General features: G+C 46.5%; 16 protein-coding genes. 13 read left to right on the top strand and 3 right to left on the bottom strand.

What is annotated here, in order from left to right:
- Positions 1–188 precede the first annotated feature (188 nt).
- From EAE30_RS09425 to EAE30_RS09435, 3 genes are read left to right on the top strand one after another with little or no spacing between them, the layout of a single operon-like run.
- Positions 189–416 (top strand): FeoA family protein, encoded by a 228-nt coding sequence (locus tag EAE30_RS09425; RefSeq protein WP_123017317.1) that lies wholly within the window; start codon positions 189–191, stop codon positions 414–416.
- Positions 417–2,690 (top strand): Fe(2+) transporter permease subunit FeoB, encoded by a 2,274-nt coding sequence (feoB, locus tag EAE30_RS09430; protein WP_123015677.1) that lies wholly within the window; start codon positions 417–419, stop codon positions 2,688–2,690.
- Positions 2,687–2,917 carry a FeoC-like transcriptional regulator gene (locus EAE30_RS09435; RefSeq protein WP_123015679.1) on the top strand — a complete coding sequence of 77 codons (231 nt, stop codon included), beginning with the start codon at positions 2,687–2,689 and terminating at the stop codon, positions 2,915–2,917. The genes feoB and EAE30_RS09435 overlap by 4 nt, the downstream gene beginning before the upstream one ends.
- Before the next feature lie 69 nt (positions 2,918–2,986).
- On the opposite strand, the gene EAE30_RS09440 is transcribed toward EAE30_RS09435, so the two are convergent.
- Positions 2,987–3,415, bottom strand: a complete 429-nt coding sequence (locus tag EAE30_RS09440; protein WP_123015680.1) for an HIT family protein — start codon at positions 3,413–3,415, stop codon at positions 2,987–2,989.
- A gap of 113 nt (positions 3,416–3,528) precedes the next feature.
- On the bottom strand, positions 3,529–5,262 hold the full coding sequence (gene argS / locus EAE30_RS09445) for an arginine--tRNA ligase (protein WP_123015681.1): 1,734 nt from the start codon (positions 5,260–5,262) through the stop codon (positions 3,529–3,531).
- Between the two features lie 206 nt (positions 5,263–5,468).
- Between argS and EAE30_RS09450 the strand changes: the two genes are divergently transcribed.
- Positions 5,469–6,071, top strand: coding sequence for a VOC family protein (locus EAE30_RS09450; RefSeq protein WP_123015683.1), 603 nt, complete (start codon positions 5,469–5,471; stop codon positions 6,069–6,071).
- Between the two features lie 6 nt (positions 6,072–6,077).
- Here the strand turns inward: EAE30_RS09450 and EAE30_RS09455 are convergent, their stop codons facing one another.
- Entirely contained in the window at positions 6,078–8,855 is a 2,778-nt protein-coding gene (locus EAE30_RS09455) for an insulinase family protein (protein WP_123015685.1), read from the bottom strand.
- Positions 8,856–9,264: 409 nt separating this feature from the next.
- On the opposite strand from EAE30_RS09455, the gene sixA reads away from it, so the two are divergent.
- The 9 genes from sixA (at position 9,265) to EAE30_RS09500 (ending at position 19,828) form a co-directional block, all read left to right on the top strand.
- Positions 9,265–9,732 (top strand): phosphohistidine phosphatase SixA, encoded by a 468-nt coding sequence (gene sixA, locus EAE30_RS09460; RefSeq protein ID WP_123015687.1) that lies wholly within the window; start codon positions 9,265–9,267, stop codon positions 9,730–9,732.
- Between the two features lie 194 nt (positions 9,733–9,926).
- Complete coding sequence (gene flhA, locus EAE30_RS09465; RefSeq protein ID WP_123015689.1) at positions 9,927–12,023, top strand: flagellar biosynthesis protein FlhA; 2,097 nt, start codon at positions 9,927–9,929, stop codon at positions 12,021–12,023.
- A 30-nt stretch (positions 12,024–12,053) separates the two neighbouring features.
- Positions 12,054–13,550, top strand: coding sequence for a flagellar biosynthesis GTPase FlhF (gene flhF, locus EAE30_RS09470; RefSeq protein WP_123015691.1), 1,497 nt, complete (start codon positions 12,054–12,056; stop codon positions 13,548–13,550).
- Positions 13,551–13,562: 12 nt separating this feature from the next.
- Positions 13,563–14,450 carry a MinD/ParA family protein gene (locus EAE30_RS09475; RefSeq protein WP_123015693.1) on the top strand — a complete coding sequence of 296 codons (888 nt, stop codon included), beginning with the start codon at positions 13,563–13,565 and terminating at the stop codon, positions 14,448–14,450.
- Complete coding sequence (locus EAE30_RS09480) at positions 14,443–15,177, top strand: RNA polymerase sigma factor FliA (protein WP_123015694.1); 735 nt, start codon at positions 14,443–14,445, stop codon at positions 15,175–15,177. Before EAE30_RS09475 ends, EAE30_RS09480 begins: the two co-directional genes overlap by 8 nt.
- A 44-nt stretch (positions 15,178–15,221) precedes the next feature.
- Positions 15,222–15,590, top strand: coding sequence for a chemotaxis response regulator CheY (gene cheY, locus EAE30_RS09485; protein WP_123015696.1), 369 nt, complete (start codon positions 15,222–15,224; stop codon positions 15,588–15,590).
- 69 nt (positions 15,591–15,659) lie between these two features.
- A complete protein-coding gene (locus EAE30_RS09490) occupies positions 15,660–16,442 on the top strand; it encodes a protein phosphatase CheZ (protein WP_123015698.1) in 783 nt (260 codons plus the stop codon).
- A gap of 9 nt (positions 16,443–16,451) precedes the next feature.
- Positions 16,452–18,665 (top strand): chemotaxis protein CheA, encoded by a 2,214-nt coding sequence (locus tag EAE30_RS09495; RefSeq protein WP_123015701.1) that lies wholly within the window; start codon positions 16,452–16,454, stop codon positions 18,663–18,665.
- Between the two features lie 26 nt (positions 18,666–18,691).
- Positions 18,692–19,828, top strand: coding sequence for a protein-glutamate methylesterase/protein-glutamine glutaminase (locus EAE30_RS09500; RefSeq protein ID WP_123015702.1), 1,137 nt, complete (start codon positions 18,692–18,694; stop codon positions 19,826–19,828).
- Positions 19,829–19,831: the final 3 nt, after the last annotated feature.

Below are 19,831 nucleotides of genomic sequence, written 5' to 3' on the forward strand. Positions count from 1 at the left end.
ATAAGCGCCGCACTTATCCTCTGACATTTGTATTGACCTCCACTGAGTGAGTTTAAAAGGGAGCATGGCGCATAAAACTCGAGTTTTTTTGATGTAACTCAAGAGGTCGGTGAAATAACTTGTTACAGTGACTATACTGAATGCAAATATTTCTCATTTAGACTCTGATTAAGTGGCAGACAATGGCAATGAAATTAAGTGAACTTGAAATCGGGCAGGCCGCGGTGATTTCTGGCTTTGATGACCTATCGAGTGAAACTCGGAAAAAGTTGATGATCATGGGGATTTTACCGAATACGGCGATTACTTTAGTGCGTCGCGCCCCTCTAGGGGATCCTCTACAGGTGGATGTACGCGGAGTTTCCATCGCGTTGCGTTCGAGCATCGCTTGCTCTATTCAAGTGGAGACACGGTAAATGCAATATCAACTCTTAACTGTTGGCAACCCCAATAGTGGTAAAACGACGTTATTCAATGGATTAACCGGAGCTCGCCAGCAAGTGGGTAACTGGGCGGGGGTCACCGTTGAAAAGAAAACCGGACACTACCAATTCGAACAACACACGATTCATTTAACGGATTTGCCGGGCATTTATGCACTAGACAGTGGCAACGATGCGAATAGTCTTGATGAAGCGATCGCCTCTCAAGCGGTGCTCACCCACTCAGCGGATCTCATCATCAATGTGGTTGATGCGACGTGCTTAGAGCGTAGCCTGTACATGACAGCGCAACTGCGTGAACTAGGGCGCCCAATGGTGGTTATCCTCAATAAAATGGATGCCTTGAAGCGGGTACGACAAACCATCGATGAAGCGGCGTTAGCCAAACTTCTTGGCTGTCCTGTTTTATCATTAAGCGCGAATAACACCAGCGAGGTTCGTCAGCTAAAAGCGACTTTGAATGCCGTACTAGAGCAAGGTTTAACGTTAGCGCCATTGCATATTCAATATAATGATGAGTTTGAAGCGGCGATTAACCATATTGTCTGCGCAATAGAACCTAACTCGCGTATTGCACCACGAGCCATGGCGATTCGTGCGTTGGAAGACGACCGTTTGTTGATAGACGCACTGCCTGATCATATGCAAAGACGGATTGCCGAGGCCCGGCAACAGTGTTCGCTTGATATTGATTTACATATTGCCGATACCAAGTACACATTATTGCATGAGTATTGCCAAAGTGTCCGTCGCAGTGAAGGGAAGTTAAGTCATACGATGACGAAACAGCTGGATCGAGTCATATTGAATCAGTGGGTTGGTATCCCTTTCTTCTTCCTTGTCATGTACACCATGTTTATGTTTTCCATCAATATCGGTAGTGCGTTCATCGATTTTTTTGACATTAGTTTTGGTGCTGTCTTGGTGGATGGCGGGCATTACCTGCTTGATTCACATTTACCCTCGTGGCTGGTGACGCTTATTGCTGATGGGCTGGGCGGAGGGATTCAAACGGTGGCGACCTTTATTCCGGTCATTGCTTGCTTGTACTTGTTTCTTGCCGTTTTAGAAAGCTCTGGATATATGTCACGCGCCGCCTTTGTATTAGATAAAATCATGCAAAAAATTGGTTTGCCTGGTAAAGCTTTCGTCCCGCTGGTGTTGGGTTTTGGCTGTAATGTGCCTGCGATTATGGCAACACGAACGTTAGATCAAGAGCGTGAACGGAAATTGTCGGCAACGATGGTTCCATTCATGTCCTGTGGGGCGCGTTTACCTGTCTACGCTCTGTTTGCTGCGGCATTTTTCCCTGAGAATGGACAAAACATTGTTTTTGCTTTGTACCTGCTAGGGATTGCTGCGGCGGTATTTACCGGGTTATTTTTTAAACATACGTTATATCCAGGTTCTAGCGAATCGTTGATTATGGAAATGCCGGATTACGAGGTGCCAACATTACGAAATGTGGTGATAAAAACGTGGCAGAAATTAAAACGTTTCGTGTTAGGGGCAGGGAAAACCATCGTTTTGGTGGTCACTATTTTGAGTTTTCTCAATTCCGTGGGAGTCGATGGTTCTTTCGGCCATCAAGATACCGCAGATTCTGTGCTATCTAAGGCGGCACAAGTTGTGACACCCGTATTTGAACCGATGGGCATCGAGTCGGATAACTGGGCGGCAACCGTTGGTATTATTACCGGAATTTTTGCTAAGGAAGCCGTAGTCGGGACTTTAAATAACTTGTATACCTCGCAAGTTGCCAAGGCAAGTGATTATGATTTGTGGGGCAGCTTGAAAGAGTCGGTGTTATCCATCCCTAACAATCTTGCTGGCATTAATTTCAGCGATCCGATGGGCATTGAAGTTGGCGATTTGACGAACACCCAAGAGGTTGCAAAAGATCAAGACGTAGATGGCAGTATTTTTACCAACTTAAACCTTAACTTTAGCAGTGGATACGCGGCTTTCGCTTATCTTATTATGATTTTATTATATACCCCTTGTGTGGCAGCCATGGGCGCTTATGTGCGTGAATTTGGCGGGCGATTTGCTGGGTTGATTGCCATCTGGACGCTAGGGTTAGGTTATGGCGGAGCCACGTTGTTTTATCAATGGTCGCAAGTCGGCAAGCAACCTGTGGAAGCGGGGATATGGACTGTCAGTGTGTTCATGATTTTGGGTGGTTTGTTTCTGTATTTGCGCCGTAAAAAGCAGACGTTGCAATCGATAAAAGTGAGCGTGGCATGATTCTGTTTGAATTAAAACACTACATCGAATCGCACCGAGGGTGTTCAAGACGTGATTTAGCGAAAGAGTTTGCCATGAGTGAGGATGGCGTGGATGCCATGCTAGCGGTATGGATAAAAAAAGGTGCTATCTCGCGTTATGAAGACACTAACGTGGCCGATCATGTTGTACGGGTACGTTACGGTATTAATCAGGCCGACAGCTTGTCTGTGCATGTGACGATGTAAGCAAAATAAAGGTATTTATCAAAAAGCCTGCGCCCAGTTTTCACTGGGCGCAGTCTCTATGGCTGACACTCAGAGTGGGCGGAATAAATCAGAGTGACTCAAGGCTTGGCGGAGTTGACTAAGCATCGCCGCTTGTTGCTGCGCTGTGCGCCATTCACCTGAGGTGTTTCCCCACACGGGGCCTGGCCGAGCTACATCGTTTTCGAAACGAGCGATGTGGTGAATATGCAGCTGAGGAACCATATTTCCGAGCGCGCCTAAGTTGAGTTTCGCCGGATGGAATTCCGATTCCAGTACTTGGCTTACCCATTGTGATTCCAACAAGAAAGCCTGTTGTTCTTCCATGGGCAAGTGATGTAGTTCGCGCAGTTCCGGTTTTTTGGGCACTAAAATAACCCATGGAACCGCACGATCTTTATGTAGAAGGGCGAGACATAAAGGGAAGTGACCAATAATATCCGTATCATTCGCAAGTTGAGGGTGTAGGGTAAAGCTCATACTCATTTCCTTAATCAATACCATCATACCGTTAGACTGAATAAAAAAGGTTGGCTCTCGCCAACCTTTTTAGTCTGTTCTACCTTGTTAAGCGGCTCAGTGTGTGGTCTAGCTTACATGCGCTCTAAGGTATTAATGCCCATCAAGCCTAAACCTTGTTTAATGGTTTTTGCAGTGAGCGCGGCTAAACGTAAGCGACTTTGTTTAACGTCTTCTTCGGCACTTAAGATATTACAGGCTTCATAGAAGCCTGAGAATAGCCCGGCAAGCTCGAATAAGTAACTGCATAAAATGTGCGGTTGGCCTTCACGAGCCACAGATTGCACGGCTTCTTCGAATTGAAGCAGCTTAGCCGCTAATGCTTTTTCTTTGTCTTCGGTTAACTGGATGTGACCGCTTAGGTTATCCATCGACACGCCAGCTTTAGAGAATATCGACGCAACACGCGTATAAGCATACTGCATGTAAGGCGCTGTATTGCCTTCAAATGCCAGCATATTGTCCCAATCGAAGACATAGTCAGTCGTACGGTGCTTAGAGAGATCGGCGTATTTCACAGCGGCCATTGCAACGGTTTCTGCAATATTGCTTTGCTCAGCTTCGCTCCAACCTGAATTTTTAGAAGCAATCAGTTTTTTAGCACGTTGTTCGGCTTCATCAAGCAATTCAGCTAGGCGCACAGTACCACCGGCACGAGTCTTAAATGGACGGCCATCTTTACCCAGCATCATACCAAAAGCGTGGTGCTCTAGGCTGACAGAGTCTGGCACGTAACCCGCTTTACGCACAATGGTCCAGGCTTGTTGCAAATGTTGATGTTGGCGCGAATCGATAAAGTACAAGACACGATCGGCGTGCAGCGTTTCGTAACGATATTTAGCACAAGCGATATCCGTCGTGGTATATAAGAAGCCACCATCACGTTTTTGGATAATAACCCCCATAGGGTCACCATCTTTATTCTGGTACTCGTCCAAGTACACCACTTGGGCACCATCACTTTCTTGTGCCAGTCCTTGCGCTTTCAAATCGGCGACAATTCCCGGGAGCATATTGTTGTACATGCTCTCACCCATGACATTGTCACGGCTCAACGAAACATTAAGGCGGTCATAGTTGCGTTGGTTTTGAATCATGGTGATATCCACCAACTTTTTCCACATGTCGAGGCAGTACTGGTCGCCGCCTTGCAACTTCACGACATAAGCGCGGGCTTTTAATGCGAATTTTTCATCTTCGTCGTAGAGTTTTTTTGATTCACGGTAGAAGTTTTCTAGGTCAGCCAATTCCATAGACACTTCTTTATCCGACTCTTGTTGCACACGCTCAAGGTTAGCAATCAGCATACCGAACTGTGTTCCCCAGTCACCGATGTGGTTCGCGCGAATCACATTGTGGCCTAGAAACTCCAAGGTACGAACAACGGCGTCACCAATAATGGTTGAACGTAAGTGACCCACATGCATTTCTTTTGCGACGTTTGGCGCAGAGTAATCGGCAACAATGGTTTGCGTGGCTTCTTTGGCCACACCGAGGCGCTCGTCAGCCAGCGCATCTTCGACCGATTGCGCTAAGAATTCATTGCTCAAAAAGATGTTGATGAAGCCAGGGCCAGCGATTTCTGTTTTACTTGCGATGCCATCAAGATCCAATACATCCAAGACTTTTTGTGCGAATTCACGGGGATTTGTGCCCAATTTTTTCGCAGCACCCATCACGCCGTTGGCTTGATAGTCACCAAACTGTGGTTTAGCGGATTGACGGACTGCGGCAGGAGTTCCCGCAGGTGCGCCAGCGGCTTCAAGAGCCAGAGAAACTTTTTCATTAATCAGTGCTTGGATATTCACTTATTTTTCCTTCAATTCTCGGAATTGGCTGGGTATGCTTACTCGACACTCTTAAAAGTGGATGCATATCTCAATTTTGTTCATAAATTGGAGCACATAATAGCAATTTTATTTGCGGTCTTATAGTACGTAATTTCTCTAAACATCCACTTTTACGTCGATTATTGTTAGTATCCATGGAAAAACAGACTCTTGGATTACTCATCATGTCAGATCTCTTATATCAAGCGACTTTGCACCCTCAGCAGATGCTCACCAATATCGCCCCTTTCATGGAAAAAATGAAGCAATTGGCTCAGTTGGCGCATATCGAGTTACAGGATTTTCAGATTGATCATATTGCGCTACGGATTAATGATGAGGCGCTTGCCGAGCTGGCTCGTGCGGCTTGGGGTGAGTATGGTGAGGAAATCTCTTCAGCTCAGATCAATGGACGACCTATTATTGTGTTTCAGTTCCATCCCCCTCTTGTTATCGAAACGTGGGAAATTGAATGTTTAGAATTGCCTTACCCAGTGCAGGGTAAGCGATATCCAGAGCAAAATTGGGAACATATTGAGGTGGTGATCCCCGCCTCAGGAGACACGGCACCCGCGTATTTAGACTCACTTATGAAGCGATACCCAAACATGGCGAAGGCGTGGTCTCAATTTGATGCCTTGGGTGTCAATGTTAAGTTGTCGAGTCCACAAGGGGCGGGGGAGCGTCTTGCCAATCCTACCATTGCGTTAAAATGGCAAGGCGTCACCCTAAAAATTCACCCGCACTCGCTCAAACAGGTCATTGAGTCTGAGCGTGGCGGGCAGTAGCGGTCATTACCCGATATCGTAGGCTTTGGGACGCAGTTGAAACGATTCAATAGAGCCAATTTCATGGCCATCATCAAGCTCTGGTGCATCTTGGTGAACATTGCCTTTGGTATGCATGACTAAGCGATTCGAGGTACGAGGCTTGAGCTCATTCACGACAAAGCGGATCATGTCACTGCGGCTTAATTGTTTGAGTTCTTGTAATACCGCCTCACGCTGGTGGAATGACCAATCTTTATTGCCGATGGCGACCCAAAAACGCTGCGCGCGTGACCGCAAGGTTTGATCGGGCGTTGCAATTTGGTTCCACAATCCTCGCTTGCTACTATGCCATTGATAATCGTTGAGCTCTAATAGCACCATATACAACGCATTGAGGAACTCGTCGACTGCATCCATTAAATCGACGGGAGCGGCGTTTGGCGACTGGACGTACAATACGATACCCGGATGACGATTTAATGGCATATTACCCGTACCGACCATATATCCAAGCTGTTGTTTTGTGCGAATTTCATTGAAAAACGCAGCTGACATCAAATGATTGGCTAACGAGTATAGGGCAATGTGCCTGGCATCCATTTTTTCTGATTGGTAGTACACTAAAATGGCGGAGTCATCTTGATCGCAAGAGACTTCATAATGAAAAGAACCGTTATCTCCGAGCATGACGAGAGGACGCAAGGATTCTTCGTATTCTTGATCCTGTACGCGTAACGCATTTTTCAACTCTTCTCCTAACTGTAAGGCTTCATCACGTTGCCAATCACCATACACAAACATTTCGACGTGCAACTGGGCTAAAACTTTTTCCACAAAATCACTCAGTTCCGTGATTTCGATGGTTTCTAGGGCTTCAAGCAAATGTTGGTAAGACGGGTTGTTGGGTTGTAATAACCCTGTCATGGCATTGAACAGCTGGGCGATAGGACGATCTTGTGAGGCATTGCTCCAACTGCGGCTCAATTGAGTTTTGATGTTTGCGAAACGGGCGTCACTAAAATGGCGTTGAGCAAATTTACTGATGATCATGCTGAGCAGTTGGGGTTGCTTCTCGCTAAAACCAGAAATAGAGAGGGTGACGCCCCCTTGATGTGCGTACAGGTTATAGCCCATTCCAGCGATTTCTGCTTGATAGGTTTCTTCGGCGAGTGAGTCGAGGAACATCTCAACACACAGACGTGTCATGACAATGTTTCGAGCACTAGCCACCGCATGAGGGCTATCAATCGCAATGTATAACACCCCTTTGGGAACTGGGAAGGTTTGATCTTGCATATGCCATAAACGAAATCCCGGTGATTCCTCGATGATTTGAGGTTCTTTTTGATGACTTAATAGCGGCTTGGCTTGTAAATCATAACAAATGAAAGGGTTTTTGGTTGGCAATGCAAAATCGGAGAACTCACGGGGTGTTGTCCAGCGCTCCAGTTGCTCGTTACTGAACGGAGTCATTGAGTATGGCGTAAAGTACCACTTAGCCTCTTGGGTATAGTCGAGATGTTTGGCGACGATTGTGGCCCTGAGGTTAGCGGGGATGAAATGTGCCAACTGCTCTTGTAGCAAAGCTTCATCATACTCACGCATCATATAATCCCCATATATGGTGTCTTCTGTATGATAACGCTGTAGATTCATACTCAGGTGGCTGGCCATATCGATAGGACGAGCCATTTCTTGAAAGCGAAATGCCGCTTCTAATACTGCTTGTTTTTCCGCATATCGCCAATGATTTAACCCATACTTAGCAATGGTTTGAATGGCATAAAAAACCATTTCTATGATTTCATCGGTGTGCAAAATCCCTGTCTCGGTTAATAAGCAACTGACCGAAAACTCGCGATAGTTACTGCCACTGTTGCCTCCACCTGCGGACAGCGAGGTGATCCAGTTTTTATCGCGCAGGCATTGCATGAGGCTGCCTTGCCCCTCATAACCCAGCAAGTGGGCAAAATAAGAGAGGGGTTTACTTTGATAATGCGCATCCTCTCCGAGGATTGGAAAGCTCAAGATTAACTTACGAATGTCTTTAATAGGTTCGACGTAAATCATCTGCGCGGTGTGTTCTGGTGTCACGAATGGAGACGTAATGGTTTTAGGCGCGAGATGTTGGTTTGCTATGTCAGCAAAATAGGTTTCCGCCCATTGTGCGAGTGTGTCTATAGGATCGGGACTGATTAATGTCAGTGTCATCAAATCTGCTGAATAGTGTGTGTGATGAAATGAGATGATTTCATCACGAATATTGGCGTTTTCTCGATCCGCCAAGGTTTCATGATTTCCAACGGAAAATTTGGCAAACGGATGTTGCGGATTAATGGTTTCTTTTTGGACTTGATACAAACGCCGCGCATCATCATTGAGCTTCATTTTATATTCGGAATCGACCGCTTGGCGTTCTTTTTCCAGTGAATCGGCATTAAACAGTGGGGCTATGAAAAATTGACTGAATCGACTCAAGGCACTTTCAAACGCGTTGGGATAAACATCAAAGAAAAAGCAGGTGTGCTCCGTTCCCGTCCAGGCATTATTACTCCCACCATGCTGGCTAATGTAGCGTTGGAATTCACCAGATTGAGGATATTTTTCTGTCCCTAAAAACAACATATGCTCGAGATAATGTGCTAAGCCCTCGCGTTCAGCAGGATCATCAAAATGACCGACATTGACCGCAAGAGAGGCCGCGGACTTTTGCGTCTGTTCACTCTGAATCAAGAGTACTCTCAATCCATTTGAGAGAGTGAGGTGTTGATAGAGATTATTATCATTTGGGCTTAGGTGCACGCGAACTCTCCGAGGTATGGGTTTGAGATTAAGTATGGCGTTGAAATCATGGCGCGCAAAGAGAGAAACATCATTTTGCGGACTGGGCATTCATTTTAGCGGGTTAACGGCGTATTTGATAGAGTGTTAACGGTGTCGAATACTTTAGCGACGAGCTTGCTATACTCTCGCCTTATTGATGACGTAGAACCTATTCACATCACACATCAGGCTATGTCGTCGCTTATCAACGAGTCAATCAAGATAAATCGCCTTCAATAGTTGATGGTGGCCTCGCTTCTGGGTCAATCTTGTCCGGGAAGTTTGCTAATCAGGCTGTAAAGCAGGTACTATGCGGCGCTTTTTATCGAATTCGAGAGTACGACTCTCTGTATCTCAACGATGTCAGACCGGAAAGTAGGTAGAGATAATGAAAATATTTATTATGCGTCATGGTGAAGCCGATGTCTGCGCAGCCAGTGATGCTGAGCGCCCGCTCACCGCGCGAGGTCAAAGTGACAGTGTGGCGGTTGCGAAAACGTGTCAGGCGCAATATGGTGCCTTGACCATTGATAAAGTATTAGTGAGTCCTTACTTACGAGCGCAGCAAACGTGGCAAGAAATAGAAAATTACTGCTCAGCGCATGATGTGCAAAGTTGTGATGATATTACGCCTTATGGCCAAGCAGAGGATGTGGTGGAGTATGTTTTGGCTCTCGCCGAGCATGAATCCCTTGAATCGGTTATGTTGGTCTCACACTTACCGCTCGTGGGGTATTTAGTCGCTGAATTTGTCGTCGATATTCCTGCACCGATGTTCACGCCGTCTACACTCTACTGTATTGAGTACGATGTTGTCGCACGTCGTGGAGAGGTATTATGGTCAGTAAGACCATAGCAATCCATTGAAAAACTAAGATTTTTCGCATTAATGTCATAATTACGGCGTTCTCTGCCTTTAGAGACAAGCCTTTGAAGGCGGAACTGATGAAGTGTCGAAAAATTGACTTTAAAGATGGACTAATTTTTGCATCCACTCCAAGATTGCGCGTCTAGCGCCCATTCGTTTTTTCTTTGATGCTTGATTAGCCTATGAAGTTTACTTTGCCCTTTGCGGACAAATTACCACCGATACCGAAACGCGCCATGCCTGCGATCGGTGCGCCGATCATGGTTTTGGCAACACTGGGTATGATTGTGTTGCCAATGCCGGCGTTTTTATTGGATTTATTTTTTACTTTCAATATCGCGTTGTCCTTGGTGGTCCTATTGGTGACCGTTTACACTCGGCGCCCCTTAGATTTCGCGGCCTTTCCGACCGTATTGCTGATTGCCACTCTCTTACGTTTAGCGTTAAACGTCGCATCAACCCGTGTCGTGCTACTTAAAGGGCACGAAGGGGGAGGCGCTGCCGGTAACGTCATTGAAGCCTTTGGTAACGTTGTGATTGGCGGTAACTATGCCGTCGGTTTGGTGGTGTTCTGTATCTTGATGATCATTAACTTTGTTGTGGTGACCAAAGGTGCCGGGCGTATTTCCGAGGTGAGTGCCCGTTTTACGCTTGATGCCTTGCCTGGTAAACAAATGGCGATTGACGCCGATTTGAACGCTGGCCTGATTGATCAAGAGCAGGCGCGTGTGCGTCGTAGTGAAGTGACCAAAGAAGCGGATTTCTATGGCTCGATGGATGGTGCGTCTAAATTTGTAAAGGGCGATGCCATTGCGGGGATCTTGATTCTCTTTATCAACATTCTCGGGGGTTTGACCATCGGGATGGTCCAGTATGACTTAAGCTTCGGTGAAGCCATACAAATCTATACCTTACTCACCATTGGTGATGGTTTGGTCGCACAGATTCCTTCTTTGCTGTTATCCATTGGCGCGGCGATTATGGTCACGCGTCAAAATACCGATGAAGACATGGGACAACAGTTAGTTTTCCAACTGTTTGATAACCCGAAAGCACTAATGATCACCGCGGCGATTCTTGGCACGATGGGCATCGTACCAGGTATGCCTCATTTTGCCTTCTTATTACTTGCGGCGATAGCGGGCGGTTCTGCATATTTAATCCAACGTAAGCAAGCGAAAGCCAATGACATCAATGCCAACCCTCCGGCGCCTTTAGAGGATGGAAGTGGTGGGCCAAAAGAGTTGTCATGGGATGACGTGCAACCGGTCGACATGATTGGGCTTGAAGTTGGCTATCGTCTTATCCCCTTAGTCGATAAAGATCAAGGTGGCGAGCTTTTAGAGCGTGTGAAAGGTGTGCGTAAGAAACTCTCGCAAGATTTTGGTTTTTTAATTCCTCCCGTTCATATTCGCGATAACTTAGAATTGGCGCCGAATAGTTACCGCATCACCTTGATGGGCGTGGCGGTCGGTGAAGCGAGTATTCACCCAGACCAAGAGTTGGCCATTAATCCAGGTCAAGTGTATGGCATGATGGATGGCGAACCGACGTTTGACCCTGCCTTTGGATTAGAAGCTGTGTGGATTCGAGGTGAGCAACGCGAGCATGCACAGGCTTTGGGGTATACCGTTGTGGATTCGGCCACAGTGTTGGCGACACATTTAAGCCAGTTATTGACCAATAATGCATCGCAATTGATTGGTCACGAGGAAGTACAAAACTTATTAGAGATGCTTGGCCGCAATACTCCGAAACTGGTCGAAGGATTCGTGCCCGATGCATTGCCTCTCGGTGTGGTGGTGAAAGTGCTACAGAATCTTTTAAATGAAGCCATCCCGATCCGAGATATTCGTACCATCGTACAGACATTGGCCGAATATTCGAGTAAGAGTCAAGAACCTGACATATTGACTGCAGCGGTACGAATTTCCTTGAGACGTTTAATTGTCCAAGAAATCAATGGCATAGAGCTTGAGCTACCGGTTATCACCTTAGTTCCTGAGCTGGAACAAATATTGCATCAGACCATGCAGGCCTCCGGCGGAGAATCGGCAGGTATTGAACCAGGATTGGCCGAGCGTTTGCAAGAGTCTTTAAGCCAAGCAACGCAAGAACAAGAATTAAAAGGCGAACCCGCCGTATTATTGACATCGGGCGTACTAAGATCAACGTTAGCGAAGTTTGTGAAAAATACCATTCCTAACTTACGTGTCCTTTCTTATCAGGAAATACCGGATGAGAAGCAAATTCGCATCGTGCAGGCAGTGGGTAATTAATTCGCCTCATATTAAATATGGGTTATTGCTGTGAAGATAAAACGATTTTTTGCCAGAGATATGAAAACCGCATTACTCCAAGTAAAAGAAGAACTTGGGGTAGATGCTGTGATCATGTCGAATAAAAAGGTAGCGGGAGGTGTTGAGATTGTCGCCGCTGTCGATGGTGATAACTCTTCTCCTACCAAAAGTCCTAAACGTGCTCAGGCTGCGCAGTCATCCTATTCGGCGTCTGCCTACAAGGCACCAGCGTCGCGTCAGCCAGAACCATCCCAATCGGCTTACCGACGTGAAGTGCAAGATGATCGCGTGAGCTTAAAGAACAGCGCGTCACCAAGTCGCTCGGTCACCCAGCGTTTTGCGAATATGTTGCAACAATACAGCAACACTCAAGTGGGTGATGAAACGGAACGATCAGAAGAAGCAGATTCATTGACGGCGTTATTACAACGTCAGAGAGGTGGTGAGTCGCGGGACAAAGGGGTGCCTTCATTAGCAAGAGCATTAGAAGATGATCACGCCACGCAATCGCCAGCCAAGCAATCTCGCTCACGCTTGGATCCCAGTCGGTATGAGCGTCAGCGCCAAGAAGACATTGCCCCAACCAGTGAAGAACTGGAAAACATGCGCGAAGAAATGATTTCTATTCGTCGGCTGCTTGAGCATCAAGTATCCGGTTTGATGTGGCAAGAGGTGGAACGACGCGAACCATTACGAGCTATGCTCATCCGTCGCTTAGAGCGTATGGGCTTGTCATTGGACCTTGCTGATCAATTGGCCTGTTACATTCCTGAAGATACTCAGCCTCCGAAAGCGTGGAAAGCACTGTTGCGATTGGTGGCCGATCAAATCCCAGTCTGTAAACAAGATATTTTGAAACGGGGCGGCGTCGTCGCGCTGTTAGGTCCTACAGGTGTGGGTAAAACCACGTCCGTGGCAAAATTAGCAGCCCGTGCTGCGATGGAATATGGGTCTGACAATGTCGCGTTGGTGACCACGGATACATATCGTATCGGGGCACATGAGCAATTGTCGATTTATGGACGTATTATGGGATGTCCTGTAAAAGTTGCTAAAGATTCCAAAGAGTTAGCCGATGTAATATATCAGCTACGGAATCGTCGCCTGGTTTTGGTTGATACCGCAGGCATGGGGCAACGTGATGTTCGGCTTACAGAGCAGTTGGACACCTTAATGCAAGAAAGTGGGGAAGTGATACATAGCTACTTGGTACTGCCCGCGACAGCACAACGTAAAGTATTGCAAGAAACCATTGATCACTTTAGACGCATCCCTTTATCGGGTTGCATTATGACCAAGCTTGATGAGTGTTTGAGTCTCGGTGAGTTTGTCAGTGTAGTGGTACAAAATGCGTTACCAGTAGCGTATATCGCGAATGGACAACGAGTGCCCGAAGATATTGTAATAGCCCAACCTAAGTATATGATATCTAAAGCTAACGAGTTACTTGAAAAGTCGACAGAGAACGAGCCTCATTACTGGGCGAGTGATGTGGATAAATTCTAGGCGGCGATGAAGATGACAAATAAAATGATATATGACCAAGCAAGCGGTTTACGCCGCTTAACACAACCTTCTTTAACTAAGGTCATTGCGGTGACTGGCGGGAAAGGTGGTGTGGGTAAAACCAATGTGACGCTCGGAATGGCTATTTGCATGGCTCGCCAAGGCAAAAAGGTGATGGTTCTCGATGCCGATTTAGGCCTTGCGAATATTGACGTGATGCTCGGCATTCGTCCAAAGCGTAACTTAGGTCACGTATTGGCTGGTGAGTGTGAGCTGAAAGACGCCATCGTTGAAGGGCCTTTTGGTATTAAAATTATTCCGGCGACCTCTGGTACGCAATCGATGACAGAGCTATCCCATGCCCAACATATCGGCTTGATTCGCGCATTTGGTTCATTGGAAGATGAAATGGATGTGCTGCTTGTTGATACGGCTGCGGGGATTTCTGACATGGTTGTTAGCTTTTCGCGTGCCGCTCAGGATGTCGTAATTGTTGTTTGTGATGAGCCTACATCGATCACTGATGCGTACGCATTGATTAAGCTGCTGAGTCGTGAACATCAAGTTCAGAGATTTAAAGTCGTGGCAAACATGGTTAGAAGCTATCGTGAAGGCAGAGAATTGTTCGCAAAGTTGACCTTGGTCACAGAGCGGTTCTTAAATGTAAGCTTGGAACTCGTCGCATGCATTCCTTTGGACGATAATGTACGTCTAGCTGTGAAAAAACAAAAGATTGTGGTTGATGCTTACCCGCGTTCAGCGGCATCATTGGCAATTAGCTCATTGGCAAATAAAGCACTGACTTGGCCAATACCACGTTCGCCAAGCGGTCATCTAGAATTTTTTGTCGAACGACTACTTAATCGCAAAGAAATAGCAGGGGAATCTTTCGGTGAATAAAGCGCTAACTTATGATCAATACGGCAATCTGAATAGCCAACAGCTATTCTTAGAGAAGTACGCCGTTTTGGTTAAGCGTATTGCTCATCATTTGATGGGGCGCTTGCCCCCCAGTGTTCTGGTTGAAGATTTAATTCAAGCAGGCATGTTAGGTTTACTTGAAGCTCAAAAAAATTATGACGGAAGTAAAGGCGCCAGCTTTGAGACTTACGCAGGAATTCGAATTCGTGGGGCGATGCTCGACGATATTCGACGTGGTGACTGGGTGCCGCGCTCGGTTCATAAGATAAACCGAGAAATTAGCCAGGCTATCTCTATACTAGAAGGAGAGCTTAGACGTGACCCTTCCGATATCGAGGTGGCGAAGTATTTGGGAATATCGCTTGATCAATATCATACCGCACTCAAAGATATTAACTGCTCACGGATTGTGGGGATGGAAGATCTTGGTGTGTCGGATGATGCGATTTCACCGGTGAATGACGAACATGACGATACACCATTTAAAGGAGTAGCGGATGAATCATTTAGAAAAGCGCTGGTTGAATCAATTAAATCGCTTCCAGAGCGTGAAGCTTTGGTACTTTCGCTCTATTATGATGAGGAACTAAATTTGAAAGAAATTGGTGAAGTCATCGGTGTCAGTGAATCTCGCGTTAGCCAGATACTCAGCCAATCAATGCAGCGTCTACGAACCAAATTGAGTTCTTGGACTGAAAACGACTAACTATCACTGATTGTAACTCAGTGGAGGCTATTTTGAATAAAAACATGAAGATCCTTATTGTTGATGATTTCTCAACAATGCGACGTATTGTGAAGAACCTTCTTCGTGACTTGGGTTTTAATAATACCCAAGAAGCTGACGATGGACTAACGGCTTTGCCGATGCTTAAGAAGGGTGAGTTTGACTTTGTCGTAACTGACTGGAACATGCCGGGTATGCAAGGCATCGATTTATTAAAAAATATTCGTTCTGATGATCAATTGAAACATCTTCCTGTATTGATGATCACTGCAGAAGCGAAGCGCGAGCAAATTATTGAAGCGGCTCAAGCTGGCGTTAACGGATATATTGTTAAGCCGTTCACCGCTGCAACACTAAAAGAAAAACTCGACAAAATCTTCGAGCGTCTTTAATTCCTAGACATAGCAATTAGAGTTAGGACAAAAGGTAATCTATTCAATTACTCGTAAAGGCGATTCATTATGATTTCACTAGAACAAGCCCAAGAGCTCGTCAAACTGGTCGAAAACGGGTTGCAGGATGAAGCCAGTGCTCTCGTTGCACAAATGCAGCCCCAAAACGATAACGCGAAAGGTGATGCGGATTTAAAACAAGCGGTTGAAGATAATCCTATGTTACAGGAAATCGGCACCTTAACGCGTGAGTTGCATGACTCTTTGAAAAATTTTCATATTGATGAGCGTATGACTGAAATCGCTCAAGATGAAATTCCTGACGCCCGTGACCGCCTCAATTATGTCATCGAAAAAACGGAAGTGGCGGCAAACAAAACGATGGATGCTGTTGATTTCTGTATGCCTATTGCCGACCGCATGCACGAGAGCTTGCTCAAGGTACGCCCTCAGTGGAATCAGTTAATGAATGGCAAAATAGAAATAACAGAATTTAAAGTCTTATGTCATGGCATTGATGATTTACTGTCGTTAGTTGAGGGCGATAGCAGCGAACTACGCGGGCATCTCACTGAGATTTTGATGGCCCAAGATTTCCAAGATCTGACTGGGCAGATTATTAGTCGCGTGATTAAGTTGGTCGGTGAAGTAGAGAATCGCTTGGTGGAAATTTTGACGGTCTTTGGTCTAAACCAAGTGCAGGCAGCCGAGCAAGAACAGCAATCAGATACGCATAACAAAGATAATTCAGCCACGTCGCCTGAGGGACCCATTATGAACCCTCATGAACGTGAAGATGCTGTGTCATCTCAAGATGAAGTCGACGACTTATTGTCGAGTCTTGGTTTTTAGGGGTAAAGTATGAGCTACGATTTAGACGAAGATATTCTTCAAGACTTTCTGGTGGAAGCTGGTGAGATCCTAGAGTTGCTTTCTGAGCAGTTGGTCGAACTTGAAAATAATCCTAAAGATAAAGATCTTCTTAACGCGATCTTCCGCGGTTTCCATACCGTGAAAGGTGGCGCCGGATTTTTGACATTAACTGAACTAGTGGAAACCTGTCATGGCGCAGAGAATGTCTTCGATATCTTGCGTAATGGGCAGCGGACCGTCACCTCAAGTTTAATGGATACGATGCTGCGCGCGCTGGATACTGTCAATGAGCAGTTTAGTGCGGTTCAGAATCGTGAGCCTTTAGAGGCCGCCGATCCCGCTTTACTTGAAGAATTGCATCAACTTTGCAAACCTGAATCCGAAGACGAACAGCCAGATCCAGAAGCTGAACAACCCGTTGATGAAGTGCTGGACGATGAGGCAGTGAGTGAGGAAGTGGCAGACGAACCTGACGTTGTCGCTCCAGAAGTCACCGCGGTAGATGCGGCATCGATTGATGAAATCACCGATGATGAATTTGAAAAGCTACTCGATAACTTGCATGGCAAGGGCGCAGCACCGGGTAAATCTGAGCCAGCGCAAACGGCGGCGGCAGACAAACCTGCGACCAATAGTTTTGCCTCAAGCGATGATGACATTACCGATGATGAATTCGAGAAGTTATTGGATGAGCTGCATGGCTCAGGCAAAGGTCCGGCACAGTCTGATGTAAAAGACACCAAAAAAGATGAGGCCCCGAAAGCCGCATCGCAATCGTCGTTCAGCGGCGATGATTTGATGACGGATGACGAATTTGAGAAGCTGTTGGATGAACTGCATGGTTCTGGCAAAGGACCTTCTGAAGAGGAACTTGCCGCTGCGGTTAAGCCAGCAGAACCCGCTCCTAAGCCCGCTGCAGCCAAACCGACACCTAAACCCGCGGCTAAGCCAGCAGAGAAACCTGCGGCAGCGCCTGCCAAACGAGCAGAAGAAGCGGCGCAACCTATCGCGAAAAAACCTCAGGCTGAAGCCAGTGTTCGTGTCGATACATCGACACTTGATACCATCATGAACATGGTGGGTGAACTTGTCTTAGTGCGTAACCGTTTACTGAGCTTGGGTATGAACAGCAGTGATGAGCAAATCACGAAAGCGGTGTCGAATCTTGATGTTGTCACGGCTGACTTACAAAGCGCGGTAATGAAAACTCGGATGCAGCCAATCAAAAAAGTGTTTGGTCGTTTCCCTCGCGTGGTTCGTGACTTGGCCCGTAGTCTACAAAAAGATATTACTTTGGAGATGAAAGGGGAAGATACCGATCTGGATAAGAATCTCGTGGAAGCGTTAGCCGATCCTTTGATTCACTTGGTGAGAAACTCTGTTGACCATGGTGTGGAAATGCCGGATGTCCGTGAGAAGAGCGGTAAGCCTCGACAAGGTAAAGTGTTATTATCTGCCTCTCAAGAAGGTGACCACATCCAATTAGCGATCATCGATGATGGCGCGGGTATGGATCCGGATAAACTTCGTAGTATCGCCGTAAAACGAGGCTTGATGGACGAAGATGCGGCAGAGCGCCTCACCAATAAAGAGTGTTTTAATCTTATCTTTATGCCGGGCTTCTCAAGTAAAGAGCAGATTTCTGATATTTCAGGCCGTGGTGTCGGAATGGACGTCGTAAAAACGGCCATTAACACGTTGAATGGTTCTATTGATATTGACTCAGAAATGGGGAAAGGAACTAAGATTATTATCAAGGTGCCGCTAACATTAGCGATTTTGCCAACGTTAATGGTCGGTGTCGCTAATCATCCCTTCGCCTTGCCTTTGGCCAGTGTGAGTGAGATTTTCCACTTAGATTTGAGTCGCACCAATGTTGTTGATGGGCAGTTAACCATTATTGTTCGTGATAAATCGATTCCTTTGTTCTATCTACAAAATTGGTTATCGCCTCAGTCTGGCAAAGTGGACGCACGTAAAGGCCATGGTCATGTGGTGATTGTACAACTCGGTAGTCAGCGAGTTGGCTTTGTGGTGGATACTCTGATTGGTCAAGAAGAAGTTGTGATCAAGCCTTTGGATGCATTACTGCAAGGGACACCGGGTATGGCTGGAGCAACCATTACTAGTGATGGTCATATAGCATTAATTCTGGATGTGCCAGATCTACTTAAACGTTATGCATCTGCATCTCGAATTTAAGTGACCATTGAGATATAAGGAAAACTATGGCGATTCGAGTACTCGTAGTTGATGATTCTAGCTTCTTTAGACGTCGTGTTAGTGAAATTATCAATTCCGAACCACGCTTAGAAGTAATTGATGTAGCCGTAAATGGCAAAGAAGCGGTGGAGAAAGCGCAAAGTTTGAAGCCGGATGTCATAACAATGGATATCGAGATGCCCGTCATGGATGGGATCACCGCTGTTCGTGAAATTATGGCGAAAAATCCTATACCTATTTTGATGTTTTCATCGCTGACTCATGATGGCGCGAAAGCGACATTAGACGCATTAGATGCTGGCGCGTTAGATTTCTTACCGAAGAAATTTGAAGATATCGCCCGTAATCGTGATGATGCGGTCATGTTATTGCAGCAGCGGGTACTGTCTATCGCCTCTAAGCGAGGGATGATTCGTCGTAATACGATGACGCCGCGTACGTCAACGTTAAGCAGCATCACAGCTCGTCCAAGCGAGCGTCCTCGGGCGCCCGCACGGTCTGACACACCAAGTGCAGCGTCTCGACATTCGACGTCGGCACCTGCGCGATTTAAGGCATCGGGTAAGCGCTATCAGTTGACGGCGATTGGCACCTCAACAGGGGGGCCGGTAGCTTTACAGAAAATCTTAGTGAATCTACCAAGGAATTATCCGCACCCGATAGTGCTCGTACAGCATATGCCAGCAACGTTTACCTCGGCATTTGCCAGCCGTTTAAACTCGTTGTGTCAAATTGAAGTGAAGGAAGCCGCGGATGGGGATGTTTTGCGTCCTGGAGTGGCGTACTTAGCGCCTGGTGGTAAACAAATGATGCTGGATGGGCGTGCGGGAGCGGCTCGATTACGAATTATTGACGGTGGCGAACGCATGAACTACAAGCCTTGTGTGGATGTGACTTTCGGTTCTGCTGCCAAGATTTATGGTAATAAAGTGTTGTCGATGATTTTGACGGGTATGGGGGCTGATGGCCGTGATGGCGCCCGTATGTTAAAAGAAGCCGGATCAACAATTTGGGCCCAAGATGAAGAGAGCTGCGTCGTTTATGGCATGCCACAAGCGGTCGCTAAAGCGGGCATTTCTTCTGAAGACTTACCGTTGGACCGAATTGCTGAACGAATCTTAATCGAAGTCGGTCTTGCATAGGGT

It is taken from the genome of Vibrio zhugei, assembly GCF_003716875.1.
GTDB lineage: Bacteria > Pseudomonadota > Gammaproteobacteria > Enterobacterales > Vibrionaceae > Vibrio > Vibrio zhugei.